Source organism: Xanthomonas arboricola, assembly GCF_003353015.1.
GTDB lineage: Bacteria > Pseudomonadota > Gammaproteobacteria > Xanthomonadales > Xanthomonadaceae > Xanthomonas > Xanthomonas arboricola_E.
Window position 1 is genome coordinate 25,607 of the sequence record NZ_QREM01000007.1, and the last position, 17,137, is coordinate 42,743.

Here is a 17,137-nt window from a genome sequence, read left to right on the forward strand (position 1 = left end):
TACCCTCATCCGCCCCTGCGGGGCACCTTCTCCCGACGGGCGAAGGGCAAAGCACATCAGCGCTTGCGTTGCTGCATCGCCGCTTCGTCGTCCAGCCAGTTGCTGCCCTTGTTGGTGAGGAAGAACATGTACACCACCAACGACACCGCGATCACCGCCGTTGCGTAGATCACGAACTCGCTGACGTGGCCGGTCTTCAACGAGGCCTGGTACAGCAGCGGCGCGGTGCCGCCGAAGGCCGAGTTGGCCAGCGCATAGCCCAGGCCCACGCCCAGCGCGCGCACATGGGTGGGGAATAGTTCGGCCTTCACCACCGCATTGATCGAGGTGTAGCCGGTCAGGATCACAAAGCCCACGGTGAGGATCGCGAACGCGGTCAGCCAGTCGGTCTGCTTGGGCAGTTCCATCACCAGGAACCAGGTGTAGAGCCCCCCGCCGATACCGAAGAACACCAGCAGGCTCTTGCGCCCGACGATGTCCGACAGCCAGCCGCCCACCGGCTGCATCAGCATCAGCACCGTCAGCGCGACCAGGTTGATGATGGTGCCGGCCATCACGTCGCCGCCGGCGAACGCGGTCTGGATCATCTTCGGCCCGGTCACCGAATAGGTGTAGAACGCGATGGTGCCGCCGGCGGTGATCAGGAAGCACAGCAGCAGCGGGCGCCACTGGTTGACGAACAGCTCGCGCATCGAGCCCGACGCCTTGGCCTTGCCGGTGCGCGAATCGGCAATGGATTCGGAGCTCAGCGACTCGTCCATGGTCTGGCGCAGCCAGAACACCACCAGCGCGCCGATGCCGCCCAGGCCGAATGCCACGCGCCAGCCCCACTCGGACACCTGCGGCGCATCGAAGAAATGCAGCATCACCAGCAGCGTGGTCTGCGCCAGCACGTGCCCGCCGACCAACGTGACGTAATGGAACGAAGACAGGAACCCGCGCCGTCCCGGAATCGCCGCCTCGGACATATAGGTCGCACTGGTGCCGTATTCGCCACCGGTGGCAAAGCCCTGCAGCAGGCGCGCCAGCAGCAGGATGATCGGCGCGGCGATGCCGATCGTGGCCACTGTCGGCGTCACCGCGATGACGAACGAGCACAGCGCCATCATCGACACCGAGATGGTCAACGCCAGGCGGCGGCCGTAGCGGTCGGCAAAGCGGCCGAAGTACCACGCACCGATCGGGCGCATCAAAAAGGTCATCGCAAAGATCGCCCACACGAACATCGTGGCGTTCTTGTCTTCCTTGGAGAAGAACTGCGATTCGAAGTAGGTGGCAAATACCGAGTAGACGTAGACGTCGTACCACTCGACCAGATTGCCGGCCGATCCCTTGAGCGTATTGGACACCGAACGGCGAAGGCTACCGGGGGCTGCGCCAGAACCGGCGGCGATCGGAGACGTTGGGGGTGCGCTCATGCAGACAGAACCTCGTGGGGTGGGACACCCCGGAAGTATAGGTGCCTGCTGGTGTGACGCATGTAAGCATTTCGGCGCATATACAGGCACCCCAACCCGCATCGGCGCACGCGCTTCAGCCCGCTTTCGAGGTCGGCCGCGACGCCTGCGGCCCATCATGGGCGTGACCGCCCTGGATGCCGATCGACGGCTACGGCAACACCTGCCTGAGCGTCTCGATGAATGCGCGCAGCCCGGGTGGAATCTGTCGATGCCCCGGGTAATACAGCACCAGTCCCGGAATCGCCGGACACCATTGCTCCAGCACGCGCACCAACGTGCCGCGCGCCAGTGCGGCCATCGCCGCATGCTCGGGCACATAGGCGATGCCAAGGCCGGCCTCGGCGGCTTCGCTCATCATCAGGAGCTGGTCCAGCGTCAGCCGCCCCGGCACGTCGATCGCCACCTCCTGGCCGCGCCGTTCGAACTCCCAGCGATACAGCCTGCCGCTGGGCATGCGATGCCGGATGCACGCATGGCGATGCAGATCGTCCGGCGTGTCCGGGTAGCCGGCATGCTGCAGATACGCAGGTGCGGCCACCGCGATGAAACGCGTCTGCCCACCAAAGGGCACCGCAATCATGTCCTGCGGCACCGACTCGCTCAGGCGAATGCCGGCATCGAAGCCGGCCGCCACGATGTCCACCAGCCGCCCTTCGCTCACCAGGTCCACCGACAGCGCCGGATGACGCGCCAGCACCTGCGGCACCACCTGCTGCAACAACAGCCGCACCACCACTTCGGGAGCATTGATGCGCACCGTACCGGTGGGTCCGCTCCGGAAGGCATCCAGTTCGCCCAGCGCCTGTTCGACGTCCTGCAACGCCGGCACCAGCTTGGCGTAGAGCCGTTCGCCTGCTTCGGTCAGCGACACGCTGCGCGTGGTTCGATGCAGCAGGCGCACGCCGAGGTTGCGTTCCAGCGCGCTGATCAGATGGCTGAGCGAGGACGGTGCCAGCCCCAGCTCGGCGGCCGCACGCCGAAAGCTGCGATGCACCGCGACGCTCGTGAACGCGGCCAGGTCATTGAAGGTCGGCTTCGGCATTGGTGGCTATTTCACATCAACTCATCCGGATTCTATGGCATAGACCCATCAATTCCCCGCGCCTAGAGTGGAATTCCCTTCCACGCACAGGCAACCCACCATGTCCCGGACCTGGCTCATCACAGGCGCATCCTCCGGCTTCGGCCGCGGCCTGGTCGAAACATTGCTGGCGCGCGGCGATCGCGTCGCGGCCACCGTGCGGCGCGCAGAAGCGCTTGCCGATCTGCAGGCCGCGCACGGCGACGCATTGACCGTCCTGCAGCTGGATCTGCGCAACAGCGCAGCGGTGCGCGAGACCGTCACCCGGGCCTTCCAGGCCCTGGGCAGGATCGACGTGCTGGTCAGCAACGCCGGCTACGGCACGCTCGGTGCCGCTGAGGCCGCCACCGACGCGCAGGTGCGCGATCTCATCGGCACCAACCTCATCGGCTCCATCACGCTGATCCAGGCCGCGCTGTCGCACCTGCATCGCCAAGGCGGCGGGCACGTGGTGCAGGTGTCGTCCGAAGGCGGCCAGATCGCCTATCCCGGCTTCAGCCTGTATCACGCCAGCAAATGGGGCATCGAAGGCTTCGTCGAAGCCGCCGCGCAGGAAGTGGCCGGCTTCGGCATCCACTTCACCCTGGCCGAACCCGGCCCGGCACGCACCAACTTCGGCGCCGCGCTGGTCAGGACCGACATCCCGTCCGACTACCTCGGCACACCGGTCGACGCCCTCAGCCGCGCGCTGGACGACGGCAGCTGGGTCATCGTCGGCGACCCGCAGCGCATGGTCGCGGCGATGATCGCCTGCACCGAACAGTCGCCACCGCCGTTTCGCCTGGTCATGGGCGGATCGGCGTACCACTCGATTCGCAACGCGCTGAGCACGCGACTGGCCACACTCGACGACCAGCGCGACATTGCGTTCTCCACCGACGATCCGGAAGCAGTCGCCTGATTCAACGCCGACCCCGTCAGCGAGTTACCACCGGATCATGGCCACCGGTTCGCTAGAGCATGCCTCAGCCCTGCCCATCACAGGTTTCCACATGACGAGAGCTGACGGCAGCTGGACAGCTCAGCCTGTTGCGCAGGCAGCGGCCCACCGGGTCATTCGCACTGATGTTAGCCGCGGAGCCAACGCAAGAACCCTTTGGGCGATGGCTTATCGAGGCGCTTTGCTTGTCGCGCGACTCGTTGCTTGTTCGCCTCGATCTCTACTGCCTCTTCGTATCGCGCCCGGGTGTTCTCCTGAAAACGATCCGATGTTGCCGATGTTGACCCGTTGGCGAACTCAAAATGCTCGAGATCTGGTGACGCCCGGGTTGACGCGTCCCGAAAATAATCCGGTGTTGGCGGAGCTGATATCGGCAAGCCCTCAGGCGACTCCGAACCTGACGCAGCAAGCCTTGACGCTTCTTGAAACCGGGGCACGAGCGCCTTCGACGACGCAGACGGTTCCGGCGCCTTGCGAAGCTTGCGCAGATCGTGAGCCTGATAACGCTGCAACAAGTGACGCTCCATCGCTTCCATGAATTCTATTTTCTTCAGAAAGTCTTTTCTTTCTGGGCTGACATCGACGTTGTGCTTTTCAGGATCTTGACTGACCGTTTCGCTAGCGCCTGACGTTTCATCATGCTCCATGCCCTGGATCTTTTCATAAAGCATGATGCCTTCCATGTCGTCTTCATCGGAAAATAAATTGAAGATATCCTGTTTGTGGGATTCATCGATTTTCTGCCAGAAAAGGTTTTTTGGGTTGGCGTCATGCGCCCAGGGTATCGAAAGCTCATTGTCTGGCTTGACGATGTCGTCTTGTTCTGCCTCGCTCAATCCTTCGTTGATTTTTTCCTCGATGGCCACACGTCCTTCTGGCGCAGCCGCATTTTTTCTCGGCTCTTCGAGCTCTTCGATTTCGCTGTGCGTGCTGGTGCCGCCGACGTTCAGGAAATGCGCTTGAACGGATGAAGCGGGCTTGTTCATGGCATCGCTAAAAACACCAAGTGGCGCGTCAGCTTCGTGCATCTCTTTTGTTTCTTTGAAAAGTTGTGCCAGCGTTTTGCCTCTTCTGGGCACGCGCGCGGCTCTGACCGGGGCTTGGCCAGGCGTTGCCTGCATAGCTGGCGCTTCCGCAGGCATTTCACTCGTCGGTCGGGATGCACTGACGCCAGCGGTGGGACTGGCGTCAGGCGATAGCCTGCCACCAGGCGTGAGGCTGTTCTTGCGTGATGTGCTTGCCCCAGAAGTGAAACACAATGTCTGAAGTAAATTTTTCTCGGACCTGACGCTGGGTTTCTGCGATGTCTTCCGAGTGGGCGGCCTGCGCGCAAGCGGACTGCCAGGGTCAGGAGCTCGATTGCCCGGCGGCTGGTGCGCGTCCACTCTTGTGTCACTCGGACCTTGGGCAGCAGATTGCGGCTGCTGTTTATGAAATTTTGGTATGGACAGCAATCTCAAGGGAAGACCTCATCCGATATAAGCGGACCGCACTGTAGGTGCCTGTGCATTGACCAACGTTGCGAGCAGTCATCGGCGCAGATGTCGTGACTGAATCTATTGCTCAGGTCTGCGCGCGAACGCGTCATGGCTCCTGCAACTTGTTCTGACACATCCATCGTTGCTCCAACGTCCCATGAATCGCATCTCCAGTTCACGATAGAAGACGAAATACTAGGGCGTTGGGCGAACAATCCAGCGCCACATGCCGAGCGGTTGAAACTACTTTACGATTGGTTTGAAGCGGCTATCAAAAGGACTGCGCTTACCGCCAGGCGGGCGCGGCCGGTGTTTGGAATCGGCATGTGCCATTCGTACACTGCGGTGTTTCCGCGCTGTCCAGACCCACTGCACGGGTCGCGTCAAACGCATTGAGATGATGACCGGACAATGCGCCTGCCCCAGCGCAGAACGACGCTGAGGGCAAAGGCGATATCCGATGGACAAGTCATGGCGATAAACCGCTTGGCATGCAGGATGCCCACGTCGCGGCGGGTTACTCATGCCTCTTCATAATTGCCCTTCACAACCTGCATGACGCCAGCCTTGCCAGAATGCTGGCCGCTTGGGGCTGTCGATGGCAGGGGAACAGGGGTTGGATGCATGACATGGATCATCGTGGCCACGGTCGTCACCACGCTGGTGGTGGGGCTGCTGCTGCTCAACTTCGCCACGCCCGAGAAAAAGCTCGAGCACATCCCCAGCCATTGCTACGACGTGTCCGATCCGCAGTTCAAGCGCGAGATGTCGGTGTTGCTGGGGCCGGCGATCCTGCCCGGCAACAAGATCCAGGTGCTGCACAACGGCCACGAGATCTTCCCGGCGATGCTGGCCGCCATCCGCAGCGCGCAGCGCACCATCACCTTCGAAACCTATATCTACTGGTCGGGCGAGATCGGCCGCGAGTTCAGCCAGGCGCTGTCCGAGCGCGCGCGCGCCGGGGTCAAGGTGCGTGTCACCATCGACTGGGGCGGCAGCTTGAAGATGGATGCGTCGCTGATCGAGGACATGACCAAGGCCGGGGTGGAAGTGCATCGCTACCGCCCGCTGACCTGGTACAACCTGCATCGCGTCAATAACCGCACCCATCGCAAGCTGCTGGTGATCGACGGCCGCATCGGCTTCACCGGCGGCGTCGGCGTGGCCGACCAGTGGATGGGCGATGCGCAGGACCCGGAGCACTGGCGCGACTCGCATTACCGCATCGAAGGCCCGGTGGTGGCGCAGGTGCAGGCCGCCTTCAACGACAACTGGATCAAGAGCACCGGCCGCGTGCTCAATGGCGCCGAGTACTACCCCGAGCTGGCACCGGCCGGCGACAGCGACGCGCAGCTGTTCGTGGCCTCGCCGGCCGGCGGCAGCGAGAGCATGCACCTGATGTACCTGATCGCCATCGCCGCGGCGCGCAGCTCCATCGACCTGGCCGCGGCCTACTTCGTGCCCGATACGCTGATCACCCGCGCGCTGCTGGACGCGCGCGCGCGCGGCGTGCGCATCCGCGTGCTGCTGCCGGGCAAGCATATCGATGCGGTCTCGGTGCGGCTGGCCTCCAAGGCCAGCTGGGAGCCGCTGCTGCAGGCCGGCATCGCCATCCACGAATTCCTGCCCACCATGCTGCATACCAAGCTGCTGATCATCGACGGCCTGCTGGTCTCGGTGGGCTCGACCAACTTCGACATCCGCTCGTTCCGCCTCAACGACGAGGCCAGCCTGAATGTCTACGACCGTGACCTGGCCGCGCAGATGACCGAGGTGTTCGAGCGCGACCTGCAACGGGCCGAGCTGTACACGCTGGAGCGCTGGCGCAAGCGGCCGCTGCGGCAGAAGCTGGGCGAGAAGCTGGTCCTGCCGATCCGCTCGCAGGTGTAGGCAACGCACGCCTTGACGCGCTGGAGTTGGCCGCCCGGCACCGGCCGGACAGACGCTCCAGCCCGCCCGCACCGCCTGGCAGGGAGGCAGGACAGGCGCATCCGGCGCGGCCTGGCATTGCTGACACACCGACGCTGGCAGTGGTTGACCGAGGCGGACGGCGCGTCCAGGTGCGGAGCATGCGGGTGATGCAGGCCTGTCCCGGGCACCGGCCACGCTTGCCTGGTGGCGGGTGCGGTGGATTTGTCGCCCGCGCTTGCCGCCGCACACTGGCGCAGGCGCTCACGCCTGCAGCCGCAGCTGGCGCAGCCGCCACCACAGCCCGCCCAGATGCACCAGCGAATGCAGCACCAGCGCCGCGGCGATGCCCAGCGTCAACGGGCTGGCCTGCGATCCGGCCGCCGCCGCGCCCGCGCTGAAGGCGCCATCGGCCCAGCGCCAGGCCAGGCGCCCGAGCAGCACCAGCATCAAGCCACCGCCGATCCACGGATTGGGCGTATACCAGCCGCGTCCCTCCACCCATTCGGCATGCGTGTAGCGCAGCGATACCGCGCCCAGCCCGATGCCGACCAGCGTCCCCACGACGATCCCTGGCCGGACCTGCGGCAAGCCATGGAGCGCGTATGCCAGCGCCGCTGCGGCAACGACCAGCACCACGCCACGCAGCGCCGAGTTCACCGGCTTCCAGCGCTGGCGGCCGAAGCTGCGCCGGATGCGCCGGTAGTAGAGGAAGGCGATGGCCGCCATCGACAGGTACGGCGTCAGCGGTGCGATGGCAGCAGCGGGCATGGCGATTCCTTTGCGGGGTGAGGTGACACCGCAGAATGAAACCGCCCCCGGTAGCGAACAAGGTGCCAAGTGTCACTTTCTGCGCGCGCGGGCGGCCTGGCCGGCCCGCTGCCACCACGTCCGGCCATCGCGACGGACCAGAGGCCCTCGCGCAGGACCGGTTTGCCTGCCACGGCCAATAAACGCCTCAACCGCACGCCAGCCTTTGCCACACGCGAACCGGAGCCGCACGGGTAGACTTGCCGGCAGAGCTCCCCACCGCAGTGCCATGTCCGCCATCAAGCAAGACGCCCATACGCTGATCGACACGCTGCCGGAGACGGCAGGATGGGACGACGTGGTCCGCGTCGTGGACAGCGCCAGCTTCGAGGCCGCCGTGCTGGAGGGCATGGCCGCAGCGGATCAGGGCGCCTTCGCCGCACCGGCCCAGGTGACGGCGTTATTCGCCAGATGGGGCGTTGATGTTGCGGCGTGACTGGACCGTCCCGGCCGCCAGGCAACTCGCACACGCCCAGGATCACTACCACGCGCTCAACCCCACCGCCGCCGCCGCGATGGCGCGGCAGGTGCTGGACGCCACCCGCACCCTGGCCGAGCAACCCGGCCGCGGCCGCGCCGGCCGCGTCGCCGGCACCCGCGAATGGGTGGTCAGGCAAACGCCCTACGTGCTGGTCTACCGCGTGCGCGACGACGCGCTGCAGCTGCTGCACGTCCGCCTGGAGTCGCAGGACTGGCTGCCGCGCACCGAGCCGCTGATCGAGCGCATCGAACCGTGGATCGCCGCGCTGATCAGCGCCCTGCTGCACGTGCTGATGCTGCTGATCCTGCTGTCGGCCTCCACCCCCACCATGACCCCGCCGCAGGGCTCGGCCAGCGGTGGCCGCACCAAGGTGGATTTCGTCGGCGACACCTCCACGCCCGACCAGCCGGTTCCGTCACCGACGCCCACCCCGCCGTCGCCAACGCCCGCGCCCGTGCAGCCGCCACCGGCCGCCTCGCCGGTGCAGTCCACCCTGGTCAAGACCGCCAGGAACCCGATCCCGCCGGCAGGCAACACCCGCCGCGGCGGCCTGGTCGAGCAACGCCAGGCCCAACCGGTGCAGCGTCCTACCCCGCCGCAACCGCCGGCAGAGCCCTCGTCGCCGCCGCAGCGCCGCCCCGAAACCTGGACCGGCCGCCCACCGGGCATGCTCGAAGAAGAGGCAGATGCCGCCGAAGACGGCATGTCCAACACGCCCACCATCAGCGAAGGCCGCCGCCGCGACCGCAGCAACGCCCAACCCAGCATGGATGTGGGCGGCTACCAGGTCTATTACGAAGTGCGCAGCGAAACCCAGCTGCGCAACTGGCGCGACCAGGGCATGAAGGAGTTGGCCATCATCCTGCCCGGCACCCAGTACCGCATGGTCTGCCCGCTGGAAGTCGCGCTCAAGCGCGGCTCCAGCAAATGCCGCCTGCTGCCGCCGGACTCCCCGGAGCTGAAAGACATCGGCGATGCCCGCGAGGTCATCAACATGATGGAGGTCTACAAGCAGGGCGAGCCGGTGTGGCGCGGGCCCGGGCCGTATCGGTAAGTGGTGGGGCCAGGTTGGCCCCGGATGCCACTACGGCTGGTGCGGTGATGACTGCTTCGATACCGGGTGTGTTGAAGTTGTCTAAGTGCTTGCACTTCTCTAAAGTGCAAGCAACCTGATTCCACCGGGAGGGCGACATGCCTTCTTTCACCGTCCGCAATATCCCCGATGAGGTGCATCGCGCGATCCGCGCGAGGGCCGCACTCCACGGCCGCAGCACCGAGGCGGAGATCCGCGCAATCCTTGAATCAGCGGCCAAACCGGCAGACCGGGTCAAACTCGGCTCCCTGCTGGTGGACATTGGCCGCGACGCTGGCCTGACAGCAAAACAGGCCGACGCGTTCGACACCTTACGCGACAAGACCGCAATCAAACCGATCAGCCTGAAGTGATCCTGCTCGATACCAATGTCATCTCCGAGCTTTGGCGGCCTCAGCCCAACCCGAAGGTCGTTGCCTGGATCGATGCGCAGGCTGTCGAGACACTGTTCCTGTCGGTGGTAACGGTGGCCGAATTGCGTTATGGCATTGCCGTGATGCCCGAGGGCCGCAAGCGATCCACGTTGCATGCACGGTTGGAAAGCGATGTATTGCCACTGTTCAATGCGCGCCTGCTGGCGTTTGATCTGGACGCATCGCACGCATTCGCGACACTCGCATCGAAAGCCAGAGCCGCAGGACTCACACTCGGTCGCGCCGATGCCTACATCGCTGCAACGGCAGCCGCGCAAGGCCTGACCGTTGCCACTCGCGACACGGCACCGTTCGCGGCGATGGCGCTGGACGTCATTGACCCGTGGAGTTGATCCGGCGCGTGCGGTGATAAACCGCCGTTTCGCCCGCCCCTCCAACGTGCTGCTTTGAAAACAGCAGCCGAACGAGCCGACGCTGTCTTCGGCTCGTTCGCCGATTACCCGGCGGTTGCAGACATCAGCGGCCCTGGTCTTTGCCCAGTTTGGTAGCCAGTGCTCCCTTGAACGGCGCCGGATTGCTGGTCACCAGGCAGTTGTAGGGTTTGTCGCTGTTGAGAACCAGCACGGACGACTGCGGCCCCTTGAAATCCAGCCCGACCGAAAACAGCACATAGGTGTCGGGCAGCGCGCTCGGCCGAAACGCGCCGAAGGCATACTCCCCAGCCACGCCCAACGGCGCCAGCGGTATCGTCACCGTCAGCGGCTGTGTGGCCACAGGCGATGGCAGCGACGAGGACGCGGACATCATCTTGGATTGCACGTCGATGGAGTACTTGGTGGTGACCGCCACACCCAGATACTTGGATGTTGGTGCCGACACCTGCTTGCGACATGCCGCAATGTCTTCAGGCTTCTGATCCTGCTGGCCCGTCTGCAGCGTGGCAAAAACATGGGTCAGCGTGACCGTGTCCGTCTTGCTGACCGGTGCTGCAACAGCAGCGTCCATGCACAGCGCGGCCACGACGAATGAAAGGCCACAGGCCGCAAGCGCACCGCGATAGCTGGTTTTACGTTTCATTTCGATCACTCCTTGGTCTGTAATGCAAGGTGCCGGCAGCGGCCGTTGCGCGGCTGCCGCTTGCGCCTTGAATGGAATTCGCAACGGCACCTGTGCATAACGCCAAGCGGCAGATGATCGATTGCGTACGATGACGCCCTGCGTGTGTGTGGGAAGCACCACACCTACGCCACCAGCTGGCCACGCCGCTGGTGTGTTCATCCTTGAAGACCAAGGCCTCGCAAACCCGGCAAATCGTCTCAACAACCTCGTTGCGTGATGCAGTTTGGAATTCGGGAGCGAACACCGCGCTATCCATCGCTCACATCAAGCATCAGTCGAGGCAAAGCGACTATTTGAAGCGCTTAGGGACTTGCAACTTCCAGTAACGCCACTGAATTGTGGTCGTCTACTTGAAGAGGCGTGCATTGCAGGAATATCCCAATGCATGCATTTGGATGTGGCACAAAATAGATCGCCTGGGCAGCCCTGACGATCCAACTCAGCTATTCATCAACCATGGGAAGCTTGTAGTACGCTGGTATCGTCTGCACGGAAGGAGTATTGATGTACCAGCCTGCCTGGGAAGGCTCAAGACTTCGCGGGCATTCTATTCAAGTGATTGGTTGTATCAGGAGATCACCATGCCACGCATCGTGCTAAACGGGTGGGCCGCAACGCTCGCACTCACTGGGCTTGCGGTGCTCCCGCTTTCATCCTGCGCCAATGCAGATACTGCACGCACCGCTTCGACACAGGAAGACATCATGAAATCAGGAGCCAGCCCAATGCTTGAAGAGATTTATGCATCAAAAAAGCCCGTTCGATTCGAACAGGTCGACGTTAGCAGCATCGTTGCCAAGTACGTTCCTCTGGGAACAACAAAGTTGGTTGTGCTGGAGACGTTCAGCAAATCTCCAACGTCCAAGATTGTTGAAGACACCCCAGGTAGGGTGGTCGTCAGGGACAATAAGGGGCAGGCAATGCTTGATCCAGATGCACGTTCCGTCGTGATGACTTTTTCTTTGGATACCGACGGCAAGGTGACACACGTCGACGCCGTCCACATCAAGAATCAGTAAGCCAACGGAGACTGTCATGGACGAGAAGATTGAAGTTGGATATCGGAACATCGGGTCTGCGCTGGGCAAGGAATACCACCACAAATTCCTTCTCTACACAGATAAAGAGGGCAAGCAGCACACCATCAGCGGCTGGACCGGCGATGAGCAACCTGGATTGCCGTATGGCCGCATGCACGTCGAGACTAACCTGCCCTACAACCGGGCCAACCCCGATCATCGCGACAACCCGAATGCGGTTGGACAAAAGCAGTATCGCGAAGAGATCACACACGGTGCGGACTTGTCGGGAACCTGGGCACGCATGGTCGCCAATGCCAAGAGCAAGGATGACAAGTATCCCTACGATCCCCAGTTGCAAAACTCCAACACACTGGCCGATAGCGTACTGCGGGATGTACGCCTTCCGGAACCAAAGAACGATGGCGTTTTCGGCCACTGGGCGCCTGCATCGGGACGACAGCTCGACGAATCGATCCAGCCGTCGGTGCCAGGATTAGGTAACTCAGGGCGTACCTTCAGCACAGGCGGAGCACCACTCGATCCGCATCAGGAAGCGCGGCTACGCGATGACCCATTGTTCAAGCAAGCCTTGGCGGGGCTCGATAAGCTCGGCCCGGATGCAGGCGTCTACACCAATCAGCAAGAAAAGGAACGTATTGCCGGTGCCCTGGCGGTCCAGGCCAAACTCAATCGCCCGCCGCTGCCCGAGATTCAGGACGTTATTCCCAATCACACAAACGGCAATATTTTCGCGACGTACAAAAATCCAGGAAATGACATGGATGTATTACGCACGCACGTGGATAAGGCCGAAGCCGTCAAGCAGCCATTGGCCGAGAACCTGCAGAAACTCGAAGTTGCCAATAAACAGGCCGTGCAGGCGTCTACGCAGGAGGCATCACGCACGGTGGACCAACCAAGTCATGGTGCACTTGGAATGCGGTGAACAGCAATTGGGAATACAGTCGTATCGTCTTGCTCCCGCAGCAAGCCTTCCGCATTGCTGACTGCGCGGACATAGGCGCCGATGTCGAATGTTTGATCGATTGGGACGCGCATGGCAGTGATCGAATCTAAAGCCGGCTTTAGATTGTTCCGGCAGTGAACAGGAACAAGCGGAACCTAGAAAAGATATTAGATTGGCTGCCTGTCAGACATTTACCTGGTTGGAACTGACGCGGGCTTTCGTTTTAGTTACTTGGGGCTGGCGAGGCTGACCCAGCTTCACGCTATGGCTTGCGCTGCTCGTGATACCGGGTGGAGCCGGGGTCGGGTCCGGTTGAGGAGGTGATCCCTGGACAGGCAGATCGGATACGGTGACCAGACCTCGCGATGGCGGCGCACGGTCGGCCGGGAACTGGCTACAGTCTGCGCGGGGCCGTGTGCACCCCACTCATCCACCTGGCACCAAAGGATCTGCATGTTCCTGCATCGTCTTGCCCCCCGCCTGGGCCTGGCCGTTGGCCTGCTGTGCGCCTGCGCCGCGCAGGCCGCCGCACCGGCAGCGGCCCATCGCCTGCTGCGCGTCACGCTGGACGGGGCCAGCGACCGGCCCGTGTCCGGCCGCCTGCTGGTGTTCGCCACCTTGGCCAAGGACGCGCAGGCGCAGGCCAAGGACGGCAAGGTGGAGCAGGTGAGCGTGAACCCGCTCCAGCCTACCGCCGTGGCCGTGGCAGCGCAGGAGGTGACCGCGCTCGCACCCGGTGCCAGCGTACAGATCGACCTGGACAACACCGCCTTCCCCAGCGGGTTTTCCGCGCTGCCGGCCGGCGCCTATCTGTTCCAGGCCGTGCTGGACCCGGACCACAGCTACGGCTATAGCGGCCGCAATGGCGGCGACCTGCTGAGCGCCGTCACGCCGGTGACGTTGGGCAAGGGCACCCCGCTGCCCGCACTGACGCTCGGCACCCGGGTGCCCGCCTCGGACGACCCGTGGCAGGTGTCGCCACGCGCACCGCAGGCCGTGCGCGATGCCGTGCCCGAGGCGAAACTGCACAGTGCCGATGCCTCGCTGGTGAGCCCGTCGCTGAGTGCCTTCTGGGGCCGGCCGATCTCCATCCGCGCCCGCGTGCTGACCCCGCCCGGCTACGACGCCAAGGCCGCCGCCCGCTATCCCACCGTGTATGTCACCCATGGATTTGGCAGCGGCTACAACCAGTTTGCCGGCAGCATCGCCGTCACCTGGAGCGCGATGGCGGCCGGGCAGATGCCGCCGATGATCTGGGTGTTCCTGGACCAGTCCACGCCCACCGGCACCCATGAGTTCGCCGACTCGGTCAACAACGGCCCCTGGGGCACCGCACTGACCGAAGAGCTGATTCCCGCGCTGGAACGCCAGTACAAGATGGACGGCAATGCCAACGGCCGGTTTCTGAACGGGCATTCGTCCGGCGGCTGGGCCACGCTGTGGCTGCAGACGCGCTACCCCAAGCTGTTCGGCGGCACCTGGTCCACCGCGCCCGATCCCAGCGACTTCCACGACTTCAGCGGGCCGGACCTGTACGCGCCCAATGCCAACATGTACCGGCGTGCCGACGGCAGCCAGATGCCACTGATCCGCGACCAGGGCAAGGTGGTGGCCGACGTGGAAACCTTTGCCCGGCTGGAGCGCGTGCTCGGCCCGTACGGCGGCCAGCTCACCTCGTTCGAGTGGGTGTTCTCCCCGCGCGGGCCCGACGGCCGCCCGCTGCCGATGTTCGACCGCAACACCGGCACCGTGGACCCGGCCGTGGTGGCCTACTGGCGCACGCATTACGACATTGCCGCGCGTGTGGCGGCGCAGTGGCCCACGCTCAAGCCGGACCTGGACGGCAAGATCCACCTGATCGTCGGCACCGCCGACACGTTCTACCTGGATGGCGCCGCGCGCAAGTTCCAGGCGGTGCTGGACGGCCTGGGCGCCAAGAGCGACTTCCGCTACCTGGAAGGCCGCAGCCACTTCGACCTGTACAAGGAGGGCGAGGACAGCAGCGCCCTGATCAAGAAGATTGCCTGGGAGATGTACGCCGTGGCGCGACCGAAGCAGTAAGCGCGTCGATGCACGGCCGGGGCTGTCGACCGGCGTGCCGGCCACCGGCGTGGCGGGCGACGCTCCCGATCCTCAGGCCGAGCGCTTGGACAACTCCCACTCCAGCTGCTGCCGGAGCACCAGCAACAGCACCTGCAGGCCGCCGCCGCGCACCAGCGCGGCCGGTGTCTGCCCGTCCAGGGCGTTCATGGGCTTGCGGAACCAGCCGATCAGCGCCTCGTTGTTGCCGCCGTTCAAGGCCCAGGCGTGGCAGACGATCTCGCCCAGGTTTTCGATACCGCTGCTGCCCAGCAGCTTGAGGTGCTCCGGCGTGAAGGCGAACAGCGTCAGCACCAGCTCGGCATCGGCCGCCTTGCCATAGTCGGCCTCCATCCGCTGGCTGTGCGCGGTGCTGTAGATCAACGCCTGCGCGCGGAAATCTTCGGCACGCCGCATACCGGTGAGCAGTGATGCGATGAGGTCGGCGCGTTCCATGGGCAGTCCAGCGGTGTGATAGCGGGCACGCTATCGGCCTTGCCGCCGCCGCTCAATCGGGAGACTCCTGACAGCGGAGACGGGCATCGGCGGCCGTTGCATTCCGTGCCGGCCGGCGTGGGCAGCGCTGGCGGCCCGGCAGCGGCGTTGGCGGCCGATTGCGGCGTGCGCGCACCGGCCGGAAGCCACGCAGGCCATTGGCCGTGCTTAACGTCCACGTTGCTAGCATCCGGGCGCGTCACTGGCAGCAGCCCGCACCTGCAGGGCTGCAGTACTGGAGTGTCACCTCATGAGGAGTTGTCAGATGCCCTGGAAACCCGCTCTCGCCGCGCTTGCCCTGTCCACCGCCGCGCTGCCGGCGCTGGCCCAACCCGACCGCCAGGTGGTCGAGGACATGCTCACCCGCTCGGCCAATGTCTGCCCCGGCCACAGCACCGACCGCACCGGCCCCACCGTCAGGGCCGTGCCCGTGGGCGCGCTGCGGGTGATGCTGGAACGCGGCCTGGTCATGTGCCCGGACCGCCGCCTGGATGCCGCCGCGCCAGCAGTGTTCTACGGCCGCCTGGGCGTGTTCGCCTGGAACCCGGAAGTGCCCGCAAGCTCGGCCGTGATCGTCAAGCAGATCGGCACCATGACCCGCAGCGAGGACTACCCCGTCGAGACCCTGGTGTGGGACGCCAAGGGCACCGCGCTCAAGCAGCAGACCGTGCCGATGTTCGAGCCCAGGCCGGGCGCGGCGGTGTTGTACAAGGTGCGCTAAGTCCAAGGCTCACGAAAGCACTCAGTTCCCGGGCTGCAACGGCTGCATCCTTTCATTCCATCGCTTGCAGCCGCGGCTCGTCCACAAGGACGCCCGCCGGCTGCCGTACCTGACATCGCGCCAGGTGCGGCAGCCGGCGATCTGCAGGAAAGCCGGCCGTGGGCATGGACCGTATTGTCGGCGCATGCGGCACGCCGTTCCATCCACTGCCTATACTCGACTTCGGCACGCAGCATAGGAGGATGCATGAGACACCCACTGGCCCTGGCGGGCCTCGCATGCATCGCATTGGGCCTCGCCGTTCCCGGCTGCAGCGCAACACAAACAGGCGCTAACACCATGACCAACGAACAGGGATGCGTCCGGCAACGTGGCGGTCCGCAAGACCCCGGCACCAGCCCGCCACCGGTCATGGAGGCGTGTCTGGGCCCGTACAAATTACAGATTCCCGCCAACTACTTCGACGACCAGATGGGACCGAACTTCGATGGCAGCTTCGGGCTGTATCTGGAGTACCCGGAGTTGAACGCGTTTGCTCCTGGCGAGCGGGCCCACCTGAAGCTGGACGTGGCCACCCGCACCGTCAACATCGGCTACCGCTACCTTGACCGGATCGACCCCGATGCATTCCTGCGCCGGCAGTACACGCCGGACGGCGCAGCGCAGGACACCCCGGAGGCGGATATCAACACGCGCATCAAGGGAGCAGAAAGAGACGGGCTCACGCCTTACTACGCCAACATCGCTGCGTACCGCGAGCACTACCTGGCGCAAGGGCTGAAACCGTCCAATTCCATCATGGACGCAAGCTACTACAAGGATTGGTATGTCAGCCGCGACGCACAGGGAAACATCGACACCATCATCAAGTGCACGTCCCGCGAGGTGGAGCAGTCGGGCGTGGAGGTCCGCGAGGGCAAGCTAGTGCGCAGCAAGGAGCGCGAACTTCCCCGCTGCGAGCACATCTTCGTCATTCCGGAACTGAAGGTCGCAGTGGAGATCGACTATGTGCGCGTTGCGTTGAAGGACTGGAAGAAGATCCAGGACCGCGCACGCAGCGCACTGAAAGACTTCATGCCGGCCCGCACCGGCACCTGAGTGCTTTCTAA

17 protein-coding genes are annotated in these 17,137 nt (G+C 64.1%); 11 read left to right on the top strand and 6 right to left on the bottom strand.

The window, feature by feature from the left end:
• Window positions 1-56: 56 nt before the first annotated feature.
• Both C0541_RS03530 and C0541_RS03535 read right to left on the bottom strand, forming a co-directional pair.
• Window positions 57-1,418 carry an MFS transporter gene (locus tag C0541_RS03530; protein WP_115045788.1) on the bottom strand — a complete coding sequence of 454 codons (1,362 nt, stop codon included), beginning with the start codon at window positions 1,416-1,418 and terminating at the stop codon, window positions 57-59.
• A gap of 190 nt (window positions 1,419-1,608) precedes the next feature.
• Window positions 1,609-2,502 (bottom strand): LysR family transcriptional regulator, encoded by an 894-nt coding sequence (locus tag C0541_RS03535; RefSeq protein ID WP_115045790.1) that lies wholly within the window; start codon window positions 2,500-2,502, stop codon window positions 1,609-1,611.
• A 100-nt stretch (window positions 2,503-2,602) separates the two neighbouring features.
• On the opposite strand from C0541_RS03535, the gene C0541_RS03540 reads away from it, so the two are divergent.
• Window positions 2,603-3,442, top strand: coding sequence for an SDR family oxidoreductase (locus tag C0541_RS03540; RefSeq protein ID WP_115045792.1), 840 nt, complete (start codon window positions 2,603-2,605; stop codon window positions 3,440-3,442).
• Window positions 3,443-3,609: 167 nt separating this feature from the next.
• Here C0541_RS03540 and C0541_RS03545 read toward each other — a convergent pair whose 3' ends face one another.
• Window positions 3,610-4,623, bottom strand: coding sequence for a hypothetical protein (locus C0541_RS03545; protein ID WP_115045794.1), 1,014 nt, complete (start codon window positions 4,621-4,623; stop codon window positions 3,610-3,612).
• Window positions 4,624-5,583: 960 nt separating this feature from the next.
• Between C0541_RS03545 and C0541_RS03550 the strand changes: the two genes are divergently transcribed.
• Entirely contained in the window at window positions 5,584-6,849 is a 1,266-nt protein-coding gene (locus C0541_RS03550) for a phospholipase D-like domain-containing protein (protein WP_161959863.1), read from the top strand.
• Window positions 6,850-7,131: 282 nt separating this feature from the next.
• Here the strand turns inward: C0541_RS03550 and C0541_RS03555 are convergent, their stop codons facing one another.
• A complete protein-coding gene (locus tag C0541_RS03555) occupies window positions 7,132-7,638 on the bottom strand; it encodes a hypothetical protein (RefSeq protein WP_115045797.1) in 507 nt (168 codons plus the stop codon).
• A 268-nt stretch (window positions 7,639-7,906) separates the two neighbouring features.
• Between C0541_RS03555 and C0541_RS03560 the strand changes: the two genes are divergently transcribed.
• The 4 genes from C0541_RS03560 to C0541_RS03575 all read left to right on the top strand — a co-directional run bounded on the left by C0541_RS03560 (window position 7,907) and on the right by C0541_RS03575 (window position 10,017).
• Window positions 7,907-8,113 (top strand): hypothetical protein, encoded by a 207-nt coding sequence (locus C0541_RS03560; RefSeq protein ID WP_115045799.1) that lies wholly within the window; start codon window positions 7,907-7,909, stop codon window positions 8,111-8,113.
• Complete coding sequence (locus C0541_RS03565) at window positions 8,100-9,212, top strand: type II toxin-antitoxin system RelE/ParE family toxin (protein WP_115045800.1); 1,113 nt, start codon at window positions 8,100-8,102, stop codon at window positions 9,210-9,212. Before C0541_RS03560 ends, C0541_RS03565 begins: the two co-directional genes overlap by 14 nt.
• A gap of 137 nt (window positions 9,213-9,349) precedes the next feature.
• Window positions 9,350-9,604, top strand: a complete 255-nt coding sequence (locus C0541_RS03570; protein WP_102582218.1) for a FitA-like ribbon-helix-helix domain-containing protein — start codon at window positions 9,350-9,352, stop codon at window positions 9,602-9,604.
• Window positions 9,601-10,017: a type II toxin-antitoxin system VapC family toxin gene (locus tag C0541_RS03575; protein ID WP_115045802.1), complete on the top strand. Its 417-nt coding sequence runs from the start codon at window positions 9,601-9,603 to the stop codon at window positions 10,015-10,017. The genes C0541_RS03570 and C0541_RS03575 overlap by 4 nt, the downstream gene beginning before the upstream one ends.
• 124 nt (window positions 10,018-10,141) lie before the next feature.
• Here the strand turns inward: C0541_RS03575 and C0541_RS03580 are convergent, their stop codons facing one another.
• On the bottom strand, window positions 10,142-10,702 hold the full coding sequence (locus C0541_RS03580; protein ID WP_115045804.1) for a hypothetical protein: 561 nt from the start codon (window positions 10,700-10,702) through the stop codon (window positions 10,142-10,144).
• Window positions 10,703-11,109: 407 nt separating this feature from the next.
• On the opposite strand from C0541_RS03580, the gene C0541_RS21245 reads away from it, so the two are divergent.
• The 3 genes from C0541_RS21245 (at window position 11,110) to C0541_RS03595 (ending at window position 14,794) form a co-directional block, all read left to right on the top strand.
• Entirely contained in the window at window positions 11,110-11,763 is a 654-nt protein-coding gene (locus C0541_RS21245) for a DUF6393 family protein (RefSeq protein ID WP_238601250.1), read from the top strand.
• 16 nt (window positions 11,764-11,779) lie between these two features.
• Complete coding sequence (locus tag C0541_RS21520; protein ID WP_338016120.1) at window positions 11,780-12,712, top strand: XVIPCD domain-containing protein; 933 nt, start codon at window positions 11,780-11,782, stop codon at window positions 12,710-12,712.
• A gap of 474 nt (window positions 12,713-13,186) precedes the next feature.
• On the top strand, window positions 13,187-14,794 hold the full coding sequence (locus tag C0541_RS03595) for an alpha/beta hydrolase (RefSeq protein WP_115045807.1): 1,608 nt from the start codon (window positions 13,187-13,189) through the stop codon (window positions 14,792-14,794).
• 72 nt (window positions 14,795-14,866) lie between these two features.
• Here the strand turns inward: C0541_RS03595 and C0541_RS03600 are convergent, their stop codons facing one another.
• Window positions 14,867-15,268: an antitoxin Xre/MbcA/ParS toxin-binding domain-containing protein gene (locus C0541_RS03600; RefSeq protein ID WP_115045808.1), complete on the bottom strand. Its 402-nt coding sequence runs from the start codon at window positions 15,266-15,268 to the stop codon at window positions 14,867-14,869.
• Window positions 15,269-15,572: 304 nt separating this feature from the next.
• Here C0541_RS03600 and C0541_RS03605 point away from each other — a divergent pair, with 304 nt between their 5' ends.
• Window positions 15,573-16,028 (top strand): hypothetical protein, encoded by a 456-nt coding sequence (locus C0541_RS03605; protein ID WP_161959866.1) that lies wholly within the window; start codon window positions 15,573-15,575, stop codon window positions 16,026-16,028.
• A gap of 339 nt (window positions 16,029-16,367) precedes the next feature.
• On the top strand, window positions 16,368-17,126 hold the full coding sequence (locus C0541_RS03610; protein ID WP_115045815.1) for a hypothetical protein: 759 nt from the start codon (window positions 16,368-16,370) through the stop codon (window positions 17,124-17,126).
• The last annotated feature ends 11 nt before the right edge of the window (window positions 17,127-17,137 follow it).